Source organism: Ruegeria sp. HKCCD4884 (genome assembly GCF_013110855.1).
Taxonomy (GTDB): domain Bacteria; phylum Pseudomonadota; class Alphaproteobacteria; order Rhodobacterales; family Rhodobacteraceae; genus Ruegeria.
In genome coordinates, this window is sequence record NZ_WVRJ01000015.1 from 89,767 (window position 1) to 106,098 (window position 16,332).

Here is a 16,332-nt window from a genome sequence, read left to right on the forward strand (position 1 = left end):
CTCCTCAGGCTCTGGCCCAGGCGTTTTCGATCGCACGGCGCAGGATAATCGCCGCTGCGTGACGTTTGAATTCGATGGGACCGCGGTTGTCCTGTGTTGGGTCGATGTCGCCCAACATGGCGTCCACGGCCGCTTTGATTGCCACATCATCCACAGACGTGCCGACAAGGGCAGCACCAGCTTTTTCAGAATGAACTGGTGTATCGCTCAGATTGGTCATCGCGATGGAAGCCGAGGTGCAAGCCCCACCTTCTTTAGTCAAAAGGACCGCAGCAGCCGCGGTGGCGTAGTCGCCGATTTTGCGCTTTTGCTTTTCATAGGCGTACCCGCCCTTTGGCGCATCGAACTCCACCGCTGTCAGGATCTCTTCGTCCTCACGGTCAGTCATATAAGCCGCTTCGTAGAAATCGCGGGCCGCGACTTTGCGTTCACCGTCCGGGCCGACCAAGGTGAAGGTCGCGTCCAGGCACTGCATCAAACCCGGCATGTCATTGCCCGGGTCGCCGTTGGCAACATTGCCGCCAACCGTGCCCATGTAGCGCACTTGTGGATCAGCGATCTGCAATGAGGCCTCGCGCATGATCGGAGCTACTGCCGCCAATTGAGCGTTGTCGATGATATCGTGTTGCGTTGTCATCGCGCCAATGCGGACGCTATCCCCTTCAATGGATATACCGCTCAAACCCTCCACATCCTGCAAGTCGATCAGATGTGGCACTTCGGCCATGCGGAGTTTCATCATGGGTATCAGACTGTGCCCCCCTGCGAGCACGCGTGCGTCATCTCCATGCTCCACTAAAACGGACAGAGCATCCGCCAAATCCTTTGGTCTATAGTATTCAAAGGCAGCTGGAATCATTGCCTCTCCTCCCTGCAGCAACTGTTCTGGCTGCTAGAGAAGCTCGCGCGCGGTGGGGTGTTTGGCCCGGGAAAACACTTTGTTTTCGCTAATTTTGCACGAAATGCGCCTCAGGATGCACGAGTTGCGCCGCCGGGTACACCGTACCTTACCCGAAGGCGGTCAGTGCTGCTTTCAGGTTCGATCGACTGACCGGTACTGGCGGAAGATCGGCTTCACCAAAGGTGCATTGTCCCTTGTCTTTGGTCCGTTCAAACCGTGAAACCTTTTTAGGATTCACGATATAGCTGCGGTGCACGCGCAAGAAACCAGTCGGCTCCAACCGTTTGACCGCTTCAGTGATCGGCCAGACGCAAAAGTACTTTTCCGTTCGGGTGTAGACCTGCGTGTAGTGACCATCCGCCCTGACAAATACAACGTCCGGCGCGGCGATAAAGACTTTGCCTCCGTCTCTTTCACAAGGGATACGAATGGGCGAGGTCTGGTCTGGTGAAGGCTCATCGTGGGCGACGTCCATCGTCGAGATCTTTGTAGCTTGCGTAGGCACAAGATAAGTTGTGCCGACCCACAAGAATGCGCCGAAGATTATAAAGCTTGATAGGATCACTCCAACGGCCATGACTTCGTTGCTGATGACGGGCCCAAACTCTCGGATGTTTTGCAAGGCCACAAAATTGGTTCCTGCCATGGCCAGGAAATGCACTGAAAAGACAGCTACGCCGAAACACAGTGTGCCGATCGCGATGGTCCTGTTGGAACGCTCATTATACGCAATGCCGATCGCGAGAATGCAGAGGACAATAGCCAATACCGACGACCCGAGCACACCTTGCAGGGTATAAACGGGCTTGCAAAGCTGCATGCCAGCCATTCCGACATAGTGCATCGCCAAGATGCCCGCGCCTACGATTGCTCCGGCGGCAATGATGATCCCCCTGGAACGCTCAGTGAAATGCAAAAGCACAAGTGCCAGGGCGACCATAAGGATCGCAATAAGCGCGGATGCGAGTGTGATTGCTGCGTCATAGTAAAACAGGATGGGCAGCTTTAGGCCAAGCATAGCAACAAAGTGCATCGACCAAATACCGCCACCCAAAGCAATGGCACCCAACGCGATGGCCAACCTGCGTTGTGAAAGCGACTTTTCGGACAAATCTCTCGTCAAAGACAATCCCGTAGCACCTGCAACAAGCGCCACAACGAACGATGTAACCACCAACCAAGGGTTATGTCCAAAGTCCAGAAATTCCATAGGCGGACAATGCCGCAGCGGGTTTCTTATTTCAATATTTGCCTATGCCTTGTGACGGCTCATCTGGCAGGAACAACGCCCAGGCGCCCCTTGCCATCCAGGGCACGCGTCTATCGATTTTTTTGGTCGCTGGGCAAGGTCGCAACGGTATAAGCTGTCGACACCTGTGGGCTCTGAGCCGACATCCCCATCTCTGGCAAAACCTCGGTGCTTGTTTGTCAACTTGGACTTCGGCGAAAGGGGCAAATCTGGTCGACGTCCGATATCCTTGACTATCGAGCCTCGGGCAAAAACGTCCCCGGATGCATGATGATGTCGAAATGCTGCATCCCTTTCTTCAAATCGAAACTGACCGAATGCCCGGCCTTGCGCAGCAGTTCCGCATAATCCCGGCTCTGGCGGATGAACTCGGGTGTGTCCCTTTCCGCCACTGTCACGTGATAGCGCGGGCCGGGGGGCGGCAGGTGGCGGATGGGCGACAGGTCGTTCACCTCGACCGGGGTCAGTTGCAGCGGCTCGTTGATCGGCGTCAGGCTGATCGGCTCCAGATCATAGATGCCGCTGATCAGGATCACGTCGCGCACGCGCAAACCCGCGCGGGCAAGGTCGTTGGCTGAACTGGCCATGACCATACTTGCCAATTGCGCCCCGGCGCTGTGCCCGGACAACGTGATCCGCGATGGGTCAAAACCCAGATCAGACGCATTGGTTGCCAGCCAGAGCAATGCGTCGCGGCATTCTTCGACCATCGCCCCGACCCGCGCATCTGGTGCGAGTGTGTAGTTCAGGGTCGCAAATGACTGTTCAGCCTCGATCAGCGCAGGTGCCATCATCGCCGAATCGCGTTGGCTGAGGGCTTGCCAATAGCCCCCGTGAATAAAGACATGCAGCGGCGCACCGGCCCCTTTTGCGGGAAAGAAATCAAGGACCTGAGCGGTTGCATCACCGTAAGAGATGTTCCCGATCACTTCCATCTGTGCGCGGTGCTGTGCGCTGAGCGCGGCGTAGCTGTCCAGATAGGGTGTGAGGTCTCCGCCGATCATTGAAGAGGGGGAATACTCCTGATCCAACTCGGCCTGCGTGAACCCCCGATACAGCATTGCTTACTCCTGATCCGCATACATCAATTCGGTTCGTACATCGTAGAGATCATGGAAAAAGCGCAAATCCAAGGCTTTGCGTAAAAAAGACACACCACTGGAACCGCCCGTACCGGGTTGATTGCCGATCACCCTTTCGACCGCCGTGACGTGATCAAAGCGCCAGCGTTGGAAAAGGGATTCCACATCCATCAGCTTTTCGGCCAGCGCGTAGAGATCCCAATATGTACCAGTGTCCTGAAACACCTGCACCCAGATCTTCACCACACGCGGGTCGCCGGAATAGGGCTGTGCAAAATCGCGCTCTAGCAGGTCTTGGGGCACATTGAACCCTTGGCGCGCCAGCATGAACAGAACTTCGTCATAAAGGGACGGTTTGGTCAGGGCATCATTCAGCATCCCCATCACTTCGGGATCATGCTCATGTACTTTCAGGGTTGCTGCGTCCTTGTTTCCAAGAATGAACTCGATCTGACGGTAGCCATAGCTTTGAAACCCAGAGGAACTGCCCAACGCCTGTCGAAAGGTCATGTAATCGGCAGGCGTCATGGTCAGAAGGGTTTCCCACGCCGAAATCAACTGGCGCTGGATCGCCTTGACCCTGTCGAGGTTCTTCATCGCCGGGCCAAACTCGTCTTGTTGCAGGTAATGACGCACTTCCACCAGTTGGTGGTGCATCAGTTTTAACCACAGCTCGCTAACCTGATGGATGATGATGAACAGCATCTCATCGGGTTGCGCGGGGTCCTGAAAGGTCTTTTGCAGGTTCAGCAGAGTCTTGAGTTGCAGAAAATCGCCATAGCTCTTGCGATGGGTCTGCGTGAAATCGGTGACGAGGGACCCCTCAATCCCGCGCTCCAGAAACTTGTCCTTGTCGCCCATGTGCCCCTCCAGACGCTTTCGTTTCACCCTGTTTAGGGGGTGACGCGGCGCAGGGCCAGAGTCTCAGGTCCAGTCCAGAACCACTTTGCCCGACCGACCGGATTTCATCGCGGCAAAACCCTCGGCGAATTCATCGACTTTCATTTGGTGTGTGATGACGCGGCTGACATCCAGACCGTTTTGCAACATGGCAATCATCTTGTACCAAGTCTCGAACATTTCACGCCCATAAACGCCTTTGATGGTGATCGCCTTGAAGACGATGCGAGACCAATCGACCGGAGATTTTCCCGGTGGAATTCCAAGCAAGGCGATCTTGCCGCCCATGACCAATGCCTCAACCATCTGGTCCAGCGCAGCCTGAGACCCAGACATTTCAAGGCCCACGTCAAAGCCTTCTTTCATGCCAAGTTCCGTGATGACGTCCTGTAGGTCTTCCTTGGACACATCAACCGTGCGCAGCGTCGGCACCACATGCTCGGCCAGTTTCAGACGGTCTGGGTTGATATCGGTGATCACGACATGGCGTGCGCCGGCGTGGCGCGCTACAGCGGCTGCCATGATGCCGATCGGGCCCGCGCCGGTGATCAGCACGTCCTCACCCAGCAGATCGAAACTCAGCGCGGTGTGCACCGCGTTGCCGAGCGGGTCGAGGATCGCTCCGATTTCATCCGGAACGTCATCCGGCAAGGGCACCACGTTGAATGCAGGTAGCTTGAGATACTGCGCGAAAGCACCCTGTTCGTTCACGCCAATGCCCCGAGTGCCGGGGTCGAGGTGGAACTTGCCCGCGCGGCTCTGGCGGCTGTCGGTGGTGATCAGATGCCCCTCTCCGGAACACCGCTGACCGATCTCAAGCCCGGTCACGTTGCGCCCGATCTCGACGATCTCTCCGGCGAATTCGTGGCCGGTGATCATCGGAACCGGCACAGTGGCAGAGGCCCATTCATCCCAGTTCCAGATATGAATATCGGTCCCGCAGATACCGGTTTTGTTGATTTTGATCAGCACCTCTTCCGGCCCGATCTCGGGCACCGGGGCCTGCACCATCCACAGGCCTTCTTCTGGTTTGGATTTTTCCAGTGCCTTCATGGTGTTGGGGCGCATTAGATTACCCCCAGTTCTTTGCCGACTTTGCCAAAGGCGGTCAGCGCGCGATCCAATTCATCCTTGGTCAGAGCCGCATTCATTTGCGTTCTGATCCGCGCTTGTCCGCGTGGAACAACCGGGAAGAAGAAACCCGAGACATAGACGCCCTCATCAAACAGCTTTGACGCCATGTCCTGCGCCAGGGTCGCTTCGCCCAACATCACCGGGATGATCGGGTGTTCGCCGGGCAGCAGGTCGAACCCCAGTTTCTCCAATCCGGCACGCCAGTATTTTGCGTTTCCAAACAGCTGAGCACGCAGCATGTCGCCTTCTTCTACAAGACGGATCGCCTCAAGCCCTGCGGCGACGATGGAGGGCGGCAGCGAATTTGAGAACAGATAGGGCCGCGCCCGCTGCCGCAGCAGGTCGATTACTGGCTGCGGCCCGGCGATGTAACCGCCGATTGCCCCCCCAAGTGCCTTGCCCAAAGTTCCTGTTAGAATGTCGACATCAACACCGAAGTGGTCCGGCGTACCCGCACCGTTCGGCCCCATGAAGCCGGTGGCGTGGCAATCATCAACCATGACAATGGCGTCATACTTGTCCGCCAGTTCGCGAATCTTCGGCAGGTTGGCCAGATAGCCATCCATCGAGAACACGCCATCCGTTGCGATCATGATATGCCGTGCCCCGTCCTCGCGTGCCTGTTTCAGCCAGGCTTCGAGGTCGTTCATGTCGTTGTTCAAATAGCGATAGCGCTTGGCCTTGCAAAGCCGCACTCCGTCTATGATCGAGGCGTGATTCAAACTGTCTGAGATAATCGCGTCCTCGGGGCCGAGCAGCGGTTCGAACAAACCGCCGTTCGCATCAAAACAGGCAGCAAACAGGATCGCATCGTCCTTGTTCAGGAACTTGGCCAGCTTCTGCTCCAGTTCGCGATGAATGTCTTGCGTGCCGCAGATGAACCGGACCGACGCCATGCCGAAGCCTTTTGGGCCCATTGCGTTCGTTGCGGCGTCGATCAGCGCGGGGTGATCGGCCAGACCCAGGTAGTTATTGGCACACAGGTTGATCACCTGCTTGCCGCCCACGGATATCTCACCGCCCTGAGGCGAGGTGATCATTCGTTCGCGCTTGTACAAACCTTCGGATTCGATTTGCGCGAGTGTGTCCGTGATGTGGGACAAGAATGCATCTGCCATGGCGACCTCCGTTCAACTGAGTCGCACATCTAACATAGCGGATGAATTTCCCAAATAGGGGAATTACAATATGAAGGAAAAAAATCCGTGAAGGCGGAAAATTGCCGGTATCATGCGTTCTTTACGATCAAAAAGACCCGTGCGGGCCCTTTGGCGGAAATGGAATGCACAATATCAGCGGCATAGCGGGCGGTGTCCCCTTGGCTGAGATCCGAGATGGCGCTGCCCGATGTGACCCGGACCGAACCTTCCAGAACTGTCAGCTGTTCACGCGCACCGCGGGCATGGGGCTGGCTGTTCAAAGCCCCATCTTTGTCGAACTCAATATCGTAAACCTCGTGACCTCCGGCTTCTTCTGGTGGGGACAGGATGCGAATCCGGCAGTTCTGCCCCATATTATCGATACTGGGGACCCCAGAGCTTCGCAGAACCTCGATCTGGTCACTGGCTTTTGCACCTTCCAACAGACCGGCAAAATCCACCTGCAAGGCGCGGGTCAAATTCCACAGGGTCGAGATCGTCGGGCTGCTTTCGCCGCGCTCGATCTGGCTGACCATGGACCGGGAAACGCCGCTGAGGTTGGCAACCGCCTCAAGCGACAGTCCTTTTGCCCGGCGTGCCTCTTTCAGGCGTGCAGGCAGGAGGTTCAGGATATCGTCTGTGTTTTCCGTCATGACGGAATCCATGCGTGTTGCGCAACGTAATGTCAATTCCGGGCGTGACAGTGAGTCTAATTTGAAGATCATGCTGCAAGTGCATAATGCGCGCGGGTTTTGGAGGAGAAAACATGACTGACGTAGTGATTCTGGATGGTGCGCGTACCGCCATCGGCACATTTGGTGGCGCTTTGGCTTCGACCGCTCCGATTGATCTGGCCACTGTTGCCACCGAAGCAGCCCTTGAACGTTCGGGTGTTGAAGGCGCGCAGATCGGCAGCGTTGTCTTTGGTCATGTCATCAACACCGAACCACGCGACATGTATTTGTCGCGCGTGGCTGCGATGCAGGCGGGTATCCCCAACGGTACGCCGGCCATGAATGTGAACCGTCTGTGCGGCTCGGGGGCTCAGGCCATTGTATCCGCCGTGCAGTCCCTAATGCTGGGAGATGCGGAATTTGCTGTGGCGGGCGGTGCCGAGAGCATGTCGCGCAGCCCTTACATCGTGCCGCAGGCGCGTTGGGGCGCGAAGATGGGCGATGTTACCTCGCTCGATATGATGCTGGGCGCACTGAATTGCCCGTTTGGCACAGGGCATATGGGTGTCACCGCGGAAAACGTGGCAGACGAACATCAGATCAGCCGTGAGCAGATGGATGAGTTTGCAATAACCAGCCAGACCCGCGCGGCAGCGGCGATTGAGGGCGGTTTTTTCGAAAGCCAGATTGCGCCGGTGCAGGTTAAGGTCAAGCGTGACATGGTCGACTTCAAGGTCGATGAACACCCAAAAGCGACTACAGCCGAGGCGCTGGCAGGTTTGAGGCCAGTGTTCAAGAAAGACGGGCGCGTCACGGCCGGGAATGCCTCGGGCATCAATGACGGCGCGGCGGCGATGGTTCTGGCAACGGCGGACGCGGCAGAAAAAGCGGGTCTGAAACCGAAAGCACGCGTCATTGGTTATGCCCATGCGGGTGTGCGGCCCGAAGTCATGGGTATTGGCCCGGTCCCGGCTGTTCAAAACCTGTTCAAGAAGACCGGTTTGTCGGCGGGTGATTTCGATGTGATCGAAAGCAACGAAGCTTTCGCTGCGCAGGCACTGGCAGTCAATCAGGAGCTGGGTCTGGATGCGGCCAAGGTAAACCCCAACGGGGGTGCCATTGCGCTGGGCCATCCGGTTGGCGCGACCGGCGCGATCATCACCCTCAAGGCGCTGTACGAGTTGGAGCGTACGGGTGGGACAAAAGCTTTGATCACCATGTGTATCGGCGGTGGTCAGGGGATTGCCCTTGCCATCGAGCGGCTCTGAGCCAGAATGGAGCAGGGGGGCTGTCTGCCCCCCATTGCGCCATGCGCAATTCCCCCCGAAGGTATTTTTAGCCAGATGAAGCGGGCGGTTTGTCTTAGCTGAGTGCTATGGCAATAAGCGTTGCGGCTACACCAAACCCGGCGCCGAGAAGGGCAGGCAGGACATACGCGCTGAGGCGATTGTTCTTTTGGTCGTCTTTTTGTGTCTGGGCGATCAATGCGTTTTCGACCAGCGCTGGCAGGCGCGGGCCGAAACGGGCAAGAACCATCGCGGTTTTCCCAAAATCCCGTAGAGCGGCGCGAGGGCCGATAGATCGCTTGATGTAGTCTTCGACCACGGGGCGGGCGACCTCCCAGATGTTCATGTGGTCGTCGAGCGAGCGCGCCACGCCTTCGACCACCACCATGGTGCGTTGCAGCAGGATCAGCTCGGTTCTTGTTTCCATGCCGAACCGTTCGGTCACCTCGAAGAGGTAGTTCAGCAGACGGCCCATCGAGATATGTGAAGCATCCATGCCGAAGATGGGTTCGCCAACTGCACGCAGGGCACGGGCGAATTCATCTACGTCCTGGTTTGCGGGGACATATCCTGCTTCGAAATGTACCTCGGCCACGCGCTTGTAGTCGCGGCGGATAAAGCCAAAGAGGATCTCGGCATAGACCCGGCGGGTGTATTCGTCGATATGGCCCATGATGCCATAGTCATAGGCGATGATATCGCCATTGGCGGCGACCTTCAGGTTGCCCTGGTGCATGTCGGCATGGAAATAGCCGTCGCGCAGGGCGTGCAGCAGGAACAGGCGTAGTACACGTTCGGCCAGGTCGCGGCGGTTGTGGCCTGCTGCGTCAAGAGCTGCGTTATCGCCCAGCGGGATACCGTCGGCCCAGCTGAGTGTCATCACGCGACGCGCAGACAGCGACCAAACGACGGGCGGCAACCAGAACCCGGCGTCGTCCTTAGTGTTGGCGGCGTATTCCGATGCGGCAGAGCTTTCCAGCCGCAGATCAAGTTCGCCACGGACAACGCCATCGAAATGTTCGATCACCTCCATTGGGCGCAATCGGCGCGCGCCGGGGGCGAAAAGCTGTACGATACGGGCCGCGAAATAGAAAGCGTCTACATCCTTGCGGAACGCGCGTTCGATATTGGGGCGCAGGACTTTGACGGCTACATCCTCTCCAGTGCTGACCAGCTTGGCTTTATGGACCTGCGCGATAGATGCGGCGGCAATGGGTTCGCTGAAATCGCTAAAGATCTCGGCAACAGGCTGGCCCAGTTCCTTTTCCACCTCTGCCATGGCCTCGGATTTGGAAAAGGGCGGCAGTTTGTCCTGAAGCACGCGCAGCTGCTCGGCCAGTTCGTTGCCGACAACATCGGGGCGGGTGGACAGCACTTGACCAAATTTGATGTAGGCCGGACCTAGCGCTGTCAGAGCACGCGTGGCGGGTGGCATATCGGGATCACCCTTGTAACCCAGCCATTGGAACGGCTTGCCCAGCGCATGGGCAACAAACCGCAGCGACCGCGGGGCCTCAAAAGCGTCCAGCACCACATTCATGGCACCGGTGCGCTCTAAAGTGGCGCCTGTGCGGATCAGGCGGATGATGTTGTGAGGACCGCGCATCAGATCTTCCAGCCGGAATGCAGCGCGGCGATGCCCATGCTCAGGTTTCGATACTTGGCGTTTTCGAACCCGGCGGTGCGGACCATGCCCAGAAACGTCTCTTGATCAGGGAACTTGCGGATCGATTCCACCAGATACTGATAGCTGTCATAATCATTGGCGATCAGCTTGCCCATGCGTGGGATGACGTTGAAGCTGTAGAGATCGTAAAGCTTTTGCAGCCCGTCATTAGGCAGTTGGCTAAACTCCAGCACCATCAGACGGCCACCGGGTTTCAGAACGCGGTATGCTTCGTTCAGGGCCTCTTGAGGGCGGGTGACGTTCCGAATGCCGAAAGAGATCGTGTAGACATCGAATGTATTGTCTTCGAATGGCAGGGCCATTGCGTCGCCGACCACCCAGTTCAGGCTGTCCGACATCTGATCGGCCTCGGCGCGTTGGCGGCCTTCAACCAGCATCGGTTCGGTCAGGTCCAGAACGGTGGCGTGACCATGGCCTGCGCGCTTGAGGAAGCGGAACGAGATGTCGCCCGTGCCGCCTGCGACGTCCAGAAGACGCTGGCCGGGGCGTGGCGCCAGCCAGTCCATCATCGCATCCTTCCAGACCCGGTGGATGCCCATCGACATGACATCGTTCATCACGTCGTATTTCGAGGCGACCGAGTTGAATACACCCTGTACGCGTCCGGCCTTGTCTGCCTCGCGTACGGTTTCGAACCCGAAATGAGTGGTCTTGTCGCTTTTGTCGGACATTTGCCTTGCCGTTTGTCGAATTTCGCCTCTGTTATAGGGCCATAAGAGGCGGGCACAATGCGGCCCTTTGGAATAGGAGCCGTGTAATGCCCGAATTGCCCGAGGTCGAGACAGTAAGACGCGGCCTGAGCCCTGCTATGGAGGGCGTGGTGATCGAACGGGCAGATGTGAACCGCCCGGATCTGCGTTGGCCCTTCCCTGAGCGTATGGCCGAGCGGCTTAGTGGCCAGAGGGTTGAGCGGTTGCGAAGAAGGTCGAAGTACATACTGGCCGATCTGAGCAGTGGAGAGACTTTGTTGATTCACCTGGGTATGTCCGGGCGGATGACGGTTTCGGGTGATCCGCTGGGTCAGTTCGTGCATAAGCATCCGATGCCGGAGAAACACGATCATGTCGTGTTCCACATGGCCAACGGCGCGCGCATCACTTTCAATGATCCGCGACGGTTCGGAGCGATGGATCTGTTGCCGACGGCCACGGCCGATGACCACAAGCTGCTGTCGGTTCTGGGGCCAGAGCCCCTGGGCAATGACTTCCACGAACACCATCTGATCGAGGCCTTCAAAGGGAAGAACACTCCGGTCAAATCTGCTCTGCTGGATCAGGGAATCGTTGCCGGATTGGGCAATATCTATGTCTGCGAGGCGCTTTATCGCGGCAAGGTGTCGCCACGTCGCAAAGCCGGGCAGATTTCTGCATCACGTGTTGCCGCATTGGTTCCGATCATCCGGAAAGTGTTGCAGGACGCCATAGAAGCGGGCGGTTCTTCCTTGCGAGATTTCCGCCAAGCCGATGGAGAGCTTGGATATTTTCAACACAGCTTTGATGTCTATGGACGCGAGGGTGAGCCTTGTCGGACCGAGGGCTGTGGTGCCAAAATTATGAGAATCACCCAATCGGGACGCTCATCTTTCTACTGTGCGCAATGCCAAAGATAGCTTGATCCAGAGAATTCGCGTGATAAGGAATCATACCTGAACGGAACAACCGGAAGCTTTCAACTCATGGCTTTTGAGACGATCATCGTCGAAATCGAAGACCACGTCGCCCTCATCAAACTCGACAGACCGGATGCAATGAACGCATTGAACTCCCAATTGGTGAGAGAGCTTTGCGATGCGCTGGAAGAAGCAGATCGCAATGACAAGGTTCGGTGCATCGTGCTCACCGGGTCCGACAAAGCATTTGCCGCAGGCGCGGACATCAAGGAAATGTCCGAGATGAGCTTTGTCGATGTCTTGAGCGCAGATCTGTTTGCTTCGGTAAACGACCGTGTCTCGGCCATTCGCAAACCGATCATAGCGGCCGTGGCGGGGTATGCTCTGGGCGGTGGCTGTGAAGTGGCCATGATGTGTGACTTCATTATTGCTGCAGATACAGCCAAGTTTGGGCAGCCCGAGATCAATCTGGGTGTTGTCGCAGGTATTGGCGGAACACAGCGCCTGACGCGCTTTGTTGGCAAGTCCAAGGCGATGGATATGAACCTCACCGGTCGGTTCATGGATGCAGAAGAGGCAGAGCGTGCCGGTCTTGTTAGCCGTGTCGTTCCAGCCAAAAAACTGATCGAAGAAGCCATGGGTGCAGCGCAGAAGATTGCGGAAAAATCCTTGCTGACAGCTGGGGCCGTCAAGGAGGCTGTGAACCGCAGCTATGAACTGCCGTTGAGCGAAGGGCTTTTGTTTGAGCGTCGTGTCTTCCATTCGATGTTTGCAACCGAAGACCAGAAAGAGGGCATGGCTGCATTCCTCGAAAAGCGCGCGGCGCAATTTCGCGACAAGTAAAACCTTCCAGATCAAGTTCGAAGGCGGGCCATGTGTCCGCCTTTTTGTTTTCATTTTGGTGGGTCTGAGAATCGGCTTGGCAAACCTGAAAAACTTGGATACATACCGCCGCCATACATGCGCGTGCGGCCCGCTTGGCCCGACTCACACTCGTGATTTCTGATCCGGTGCGGATACGTCCGTGGCGCGCAAACCAAGATAACCGTACCGAACGAAGGTCAGAGACACATGGCAAATTCGCCCCAGGCAAAGAAACGCGCACGTCAGAACGAAAAGCGTTTCGCAGTAAACAAAGCGCGTCGTTCGCGCATCCGCACCTATCTGCGTAAAGTCGAAGAAGCGATTGCTTCTGGTGACAAGGACGCAGCAACTGCCGCTCTGCGCGCTGCTCAGCCCGAGCTGATGCGCGGCGTCACCAAAGGTGTTTTCCACAAGAACACAGCAGCCCGCAAAATGTCGCGTCTGTCGGCCCGCGTCAAAGCGCTGGGCTAAGGCTGCAATTTGACCAATGGTCATGTCAGCAAGGCTGATCTAAATTTAAGGCGTCGCTTCGAGCGGCGCCTTTTTTCGTGTTGCCGGAAAACCGCGCCTTCACAAAACTGAGAGATTCTTTCGGCCAAAGAACCGAGTCAACATCAGAGTTTCGTTGCCGCGCCCCGCTTGGAGTTGTTACCACTGTTATCAGCGATTCACTCGCTTGGGGGGACAGGCTGTTTCTTCGGTCGAACTGACGGGCATCAGATCGATTTGAGGAAATGGGCGACGACTGGCTGATGCCAGGCTGCCGATCTGTCGTGAAACCCGGGTGCAACCCGGTCTTCTCGGCCCTGTCTAAAAAATTGAGAGTGCTACGTGCAACCCGGTTTTCCGGACGCTCACCTATTTTCGGGTGTTCTGCGGGACATGTGTGCATTCGAAAGACATCCCGCCAAACCGGGCAGGTTTTGGCGCAGGGATACCTTTGCGTGCGTGAATGCATAACCGGGCAACCGGATTCGTATGAATAAGGCCGACAGGCCAATAAGAATGGGATGCGTGAGGCGCTGAATGACACAAGAGAAATGGGGACTACTGCGTAACAAATTGCTGAAGGCCGTCGGTCGGAATAACTACACCACCTGGATCGAGCCTTTGGAATTTAAAGAGCTGCAAAACGGTGTGGCGGTTTTTTCCGTGCCGACCAATTTTATGGGCAACTACGTCAGCCAGAACTTTGCAGACCTCATATTGTATGAATTGAACACGGCAGGGGAAACTGTGCAGCGGCTGGATTTTCGGGTTCCCGCGAACTCGCCCGCGCGTCCGAAACCTGCTGTACAAGCTGCTCCTGAGGTGCGTGCAGATCCTGTTGCCGCGCCTGTGACAGAGGTTGCGCAGGATGCGCTCGAGTCTTTGCAGGCTGCGCCGTTGGACACCCGTTTTACGTTTGACAGTTTTGTCGTTGGCAAACCCAACGAACTGGCACATGCGGCGGCGCGCCGTGTGTCCGAAGGTGGTCCGGTCACATTCAACCCGCTGGTGCTGTATGGCGGTGTGGGCTTGGGTAAGACCCACCTGATGCACGCCATCGCCTGGGAATTGAAAACCAAGCATCCTGAACTGAACGTGCTCTACCTGTCCGCCGAACAATTCATGTACCGTTTTGTTCAGGCCCTACGCGAACGCCGAATGATGGATTTCAAACACCTGTTCCGGTCGGTTGACGTGCTGATGGTGGATGACGTGCAATTCATCGCAGGCAAGGATTCAACCCAGGAGGAATTCTTCCACACCTTCAATGCGCTGGTGGATCAGAACAAGCAGATCATCATTTCCGCCGACCGAGCCCCGGGTGAGATCAAGGATCTGGAAGACCGTGTGAAATCGCGTCTTCAATGCGGTCTGGTCGTCGACCTGCATCCGACCGATTACGAGCTGCGCCTGGGCATTCTGCAGAACAAGGTGCAGCAGTACAGCAGCACCTATCCTGATCTGGAGATTGCTGACGGTGTACTTGAGTTTCTGGCCCACCGCATCTCGACCAATGTCCGCGTTCTGGAAGGCGCTTTGACCCGTCTGTTCGCCTTCGCATCGCTGGTGGGCCGCGAAATCGATATGGAGCTGACACAGGATTGTCTGGCTGATGTGCTGCGCGCGTCGGAACGCAAAATAAGCGTTGAAGAGATTCAACGGAAAGTGTCCGAGTACTATAATATCCGTCTGTCTGACATCATCGGCCCCAAACGTCTGCGGTCATACGCGCGTCCGCGTCAGGTTGCGATGTATCTGTGCAAGCAGCTCACCAGCCGTTCGCTGCCCGAAATTGGCCGCCGTTTTGGCGGGCGCGACCACACAACTGTCATGCATGGCGTGAAGCGTATCGAAGAGCTGAAGCTGACCGACGGTCAGATCGCTGAAGATGTGGAAATGCTGCGGCGATCGCTGGAAGCCTGATCTGAGCATTTCATGAAGCAAACGCCCCGGAACTTTGCGTCCGGGGTGTTTTCTTGTGCGCATTAATCCACGGTTGGACCAGAACTGAGGCTTGTTGGGCACGATGCCCTTGACGCTAAGGGCTTTCCAACCCAGAAATCCGTAAAAAATCCTTGTGCCTCAGGGTGGAACCGCTAACGTGCCAGTCCCGCCCATGTCGGTACGCAAGTCAGAGGAACTGAGGGTATGAAGATCAGCATTGAACGCGGCACCCTTCTCAAGGCCGTTTCGCAGGCCCAATCCGTTGTGGAACGGCGCAACACCATACCCATACTTGCGAATGTTTTGATTGAGGCCGAGGGCGATGTGGCCCAATTCCGCGCCACTGATCTGGACATCGAAGTGGTCGACAAAGCGCCTGCGCAGGTCGAGAAAGCCGGGGCGACCACGGTTGCAGCGACCACTTTGCATGAAATCGTACGCAAGCTGCCGGATGGGGCGCTGGTAACGCTGACCGCAGACAGTGCCGCAGGCCGGTTGACCGTCGAGGCGGGCCGGTCAAATTTCTCGTTGGCAACGCTGCCAAAAGAGGATTTTCCGGTTATGGCGTCCTCGGAATATCAGTCGAATTTCACCGCGTCTGCCGCGCTGCTGCGCCGGCTGTTCGACAAATCGAAATTCGCCATCTCGACGGAAGAGACGCGGTACTATCTGAACGGTGTCTACATGCATGTCGCTGACAGCTCGGATGGCGGTAAAGTGCTGCGTTGCGTTGCCACCGATGGCCACCGTCTGGCGCGTATTGATGCGGACCTGCCTGAAGGGGCCGCAGATATGCCTGGTGTGATCGTGCCACGCAAAACAGTAGGCGAGCTGCGCAAGCTGCTGGACGACGATGAAATGGGTATCGCCGTTTCGGTCAGTGAAACCAAAGTACGTTTTGCCACGCCGGATATCACCCTGACCTCGAAGGTCATCGACGGCACCTTCCCCGATTACACACGCGTCATCCCGCAAGGGAACACCCGCAAGCTTGAGGTCGATGCTGCCGAGTTTGCGCAGGCCGTAGACCGGGTCGCGACAGTGTCGTCCGAACGGTCGCGTGCGGTAAAGCTGCAATTGGATGGCGACAAGTTGGTCCTTTCGGTCAATGCTCCGGATAGTGGTGCGGCTGAAGAAGAACTGGCCGTCGCCTATGGGGATGAACGGTTGGAGATCGGGTTCAACGCCAAGTATCTGCTGGAGATTGCGTCTCAGGTCGATCGTGAGAATGCTGTGTTCCTGTTCAACTCGGCAGGTGATCCGACCCTGATGCGTGAAGGCAATGATCAAAGCGCGGTTTATGTTGTGATGCCGATGCGCGTCTGATCGCGCTGACGCGCGACGCCTCCGGCGGGAGTATTTTTGAAAAGATGA

15 protein-coding genes are annotated in these 16,332 nt (G+C 56.9%); 6 read left to right on the forward strand and 9 right to left on the reverse strand.

The window, feature by feature from the left end:
• Positions 1 to 4: 4 nt before the first annotated feature.
• From GS636_RS19020 to GS636_RS19050, 7 genes are all read right to left on the reverse strand, one after another.
• Positions 5 to 859 (reverse strand): xanthine dehydrogenase family protein subunit M, encoded by an 855-nt coding sequence (locus GS636_RS19020; RefSeq protein ID WP_171188080.1) that lies wholly within the window; start codon positions 857 to 859, stop codon positions 5 to 7.
• A 148-nt stretch (positions 860 to 1,007) separates the two neighbouring features.
• Positions 1,008 to 2,111, reverse strand: coding sequence for an MHYT domain-containing protein (locus GS636_RS19025; protein WP_171188079.1), 1,104 nt, complete (start codon positions 2,109 to 2,111; stop codon positions 1,008 to 1,010).
• Positions 2,112 to 2,383: 272 nt separating this feature from the next.
• Positions 2,384 to 3,211, reverse strand: a complete 828-nt coding sequence (locus tag GS636_RS19030; protein WP_171671642.1) for an alpha/beta hydrolase — start codon at positions 3,209 to 3,211, stop codon at positions 2,384 to 2,386.
• Positions 3,212 to 3,214: 3 nt separating this feature from the next.
• Positions 3,215 to 4,093 carry a tryptophan 2,3-dioxygenase gene (locus GS636_RS19035; protein ID WP_171671645.1) on the reverse strand — a complete coding sequence of 293 codons (879 nt, stop codon included), beginning with the start codon at positions 4,091 to 4,093 and terminating at the stop codon, positions 3,215 to 3,217.
• Between the two features lie 63 nt (positions 4,094 to 4,156).
• Positions 4,157 to 5,185, reverse strand: a complete 1,029-nt coding sequence (gene tdh, locus GS636_RS19040) for an L-threonine 3-dehydrogenase (protein ID WP_171188216.1) — start codon at positions 5,183 to 5,185, stop codon at positions 4,157 to 4,159.
• A 14-nt stretch (positions 5,186 to 5,199) separates the two neighbouring features.
• On the reverse strand, positions 5,200 to 6,384 hold the full coding sequence (locus GS636_RS19045; RefSeq protein WP_171188073.1) for a glycine C-acetyltransferase: 1,185 nt from the start codon (positions 6,382 to 6,384) through the stop codon (positions 5,200 to 5,202).
• 110 nt (positions 6,385 to 6,494) lie between these two features.
• Positions 6,495 to 7,058, reverse strand: a complete 564-nt coding sequence (locus GS636_RS19050) for a helix-turn-helix domain-containing protein (RefSeq protein ID WP_171671647.1) — start codon at positions 7,056 to 7,058, stop codon at positions 6,495 to 6,497.
• Positions 7,059 to 7,171: 113 nt separating this feature from the next.
• Between GS636_RS19050 and GS636_RS19055 the strand changes: the two genes are divergently transcribed.
• The gene (locus GS636_RS19055) at positions 7,172 to 8,347 is read left to right on the forward strand and encodes an acetyl-CoA C-acyltransferase family protein (RefSeq protein WP_171671650.1); all 1,176 of its coding nucleotides are present in this window, start codon (positions 7,172 to 7,174) and stop codon (positions 8,345 to 8,347) included.
• Positions 8,348 to 8,441: 94 nt separating this feature from the next.
• On the opposite strand, the gene ubiB is transcribed toward GS636_RS19055, so the two are convergent.
• Positions 8,442 to 9,971 carry a 2-polyprenylphenol 6-hydroxylase gene (gene ubiB / locus GS636_RS19060; protein ID WP_171671652.1) on the reverse strand — a complete coding sequence of 510 codons (1,530 nt, stop codon included), beginning with the start codon at positions 9,969 to 9,971 and terminating at the stop codon, positions 8,442 to 8,444.
• A complete protein-coding gene (gene ubiE / locus GS636_RS19065) occupies positions 9,971 to 10,723 on the reverse strand; it encodes a bifunctional demethylmenaquinone methyltransferase/2-methoxy-6-polyprenyl-1,4-benzoquinol methylase UbiE (RefSeq protein WP_171671654.1) in 753 nt (250 codons plus the stop codon). The genes ubiB and ubiE overlap by 1 nt, the downstream gene beginning before the upstream one ends.
• An 86-nt stretch (positions 10,724 to 10,809) precedes the next feature.
• On the opposite strand from ubiE, the gene mutM reads away from it, so the two are divergent.
• From mutM to dnaN, 5 genes are all read left to right on the forward strand, one after another.
• The gene (mutM, locus tag GS636_RS19070; RefSeq protein WP_171671656.1) at positions 10,810 to 11,661 is read left to right on the forward strand and encodes a bifunctional DNA-formamidopyrimidine glycosylase/DNA-(apurinic or apyrimidinic site) lyase; all 852 of its coding nucleotides are present in this window, start codon (positions 10,810 to 10,812) and stop codon (positions 11,659 to 11,661) included.
• Positions 11,662 to 11,727: 66 nt separating this feature from the next.
• Entirely contained in the window at positions 11,728 to 12,504 is a 777-nt protein-coding gene (locus GS636_RS19075; protein ID WP_171671659.1) for an enoyl-CoA hydratase, read from the forward strand.
• Positions 12,505 to 12,732: 228 nt separating this feature from the next.
• Entirely contained in the window at positions 12,733 to 12,996 is a 264-nt protein-coding gene (gene rpsT / locus GS636_RS19080; protein WP_039541017.1) for a 30S ribosomal protein S20, read from the forward strand.
• A 555-nt stretch (positions 12,997 to 13,551) separates the two neighbouring features.
• Positions 13,552 to 14,937: a chromosomal replication initiator protein DnaA gene (gene dnaA / locus GS636_RS19085; RefSeq protein ID WP_171188066.1), complete on the forward strand. Its 1,386-nt coding sequence runs from the start codon at positions 13,552 to 13,554 to the stop codon at positions 14,935 to 14,937.
• A 225-nt stretch (positions 14,938 to 15,162) separates the two neighbouring features.
• The gene (gene dnaN, locus GS636_RS19090; protein ID WP_171671661.1) at positions 15,163 to 16,284 is read left to right on the forward strand and encodes a DNA polymerase III subunit beta; all 1,122 of its coding nucleotides are present in this window, start codon (positions 15,163 to 15,165) and stop codon (positions 16,282 to 16,284) included.
• Positions 16,285 to 16,332 lie beyond the last annotated feature (48 nt).

Coding starts and splice junctions, on each gene's coding strand:
- GS636_RS19020 (WP_171188080.1), bottom strand. CDS start 859: ATGATTCCAGCTGCCTTTGAATACTATAGACCAAAGGATTTGGCGGAT.
- GS636_RS19025 (WP_171188079.1), bottom strand. CDS start 2,111: ATGGAATTTCTGGACTTTGGACATAACCCTTGGTTGGTGGTTACATCG.
- GS636_RS19030 (WP_171671642.1), bottom strand. CDS start 3,211: ATGCTGTATCGGGGGTTCACGCAGGCCGAGTTGGATCAGGAGTATTCC.
- GS636_RS19035 (WP_171671645.1), bottom strand. CDS start 4,093: ATGGGCGACAAGGACAAGTTTCTGGAGCGCGGGATTGAGGGGTCCCTC.
- tdh (WP_171188216.1), bottom strand. CDS start 5,185: ATGAAGGCACTGGAAAAATCCAAACCAGAAGAAGGCCTGTGGATGGTG.
- GS636_RS19045 (WP_171188073.1), bottom strand. CDS start 6,384: ATGGCAGATGCATTCTTGTCCCACATCACGGACACACTCGCGCAAATC.
- GS636_RS19050 (WP_171671647.1), bottom strand. CDS start 7,058: ATGACGGAAAACACAGACGATATCCTGAACCTCCTGCCTGCACGCCTG.
- GS636_RS19055 (WP_171671650.1), top strand. CDS start 7,172: ATGACTGACGTAGTGATTCTGGATGGTGCGCGTACCGCCATCGGCACA.
- ubiB (WP_171671652.1), bottom strand. CDS start 9,971: ATGCGCGGTCCTCACAACATCATCCGCCTGATCCGCACAGGCGCCACT.
- ubiE (WP_171671654.1), bottom strand. CDS start 10,723: ATGTCCGACAAAAGCGACAAGACCACTCATTTCGGGTTCGAAACCGTA.
- mutM (WP_171671656.1), top strand. CDS start 10,810: ATGCCCGAATTGCCCGAGGTCGAGACAGTAAGACGCGGCCTGAGCCCT.
- GS636_RS19075 (WP_171671659.1), top strand. CDS start 11,728: ATGGCTTTTGAGACGATCATCGTCGAAATCGAAGACCACGTCGCCCTC.
- rpsT (WP_039541017.1), top strand. CDS start 12,733: ATGGCAAATTCGCCCCAGGCAAAGAAACGCGCACGTCAGAACGAAAAG.
- dnaA (WP_171188066.1), top strand. CDS start 13,552: ATGACACAAGAGAAATGGGGACTACTGCGTAACAAATTGCTGAAGGCC.
- dnaN (WP_171671661.1), top strand. CDS start 15,163: ATGAAGATCAGCATTGAACGCGGCACCCTTCTCAAGGCCGTTTCGCAG.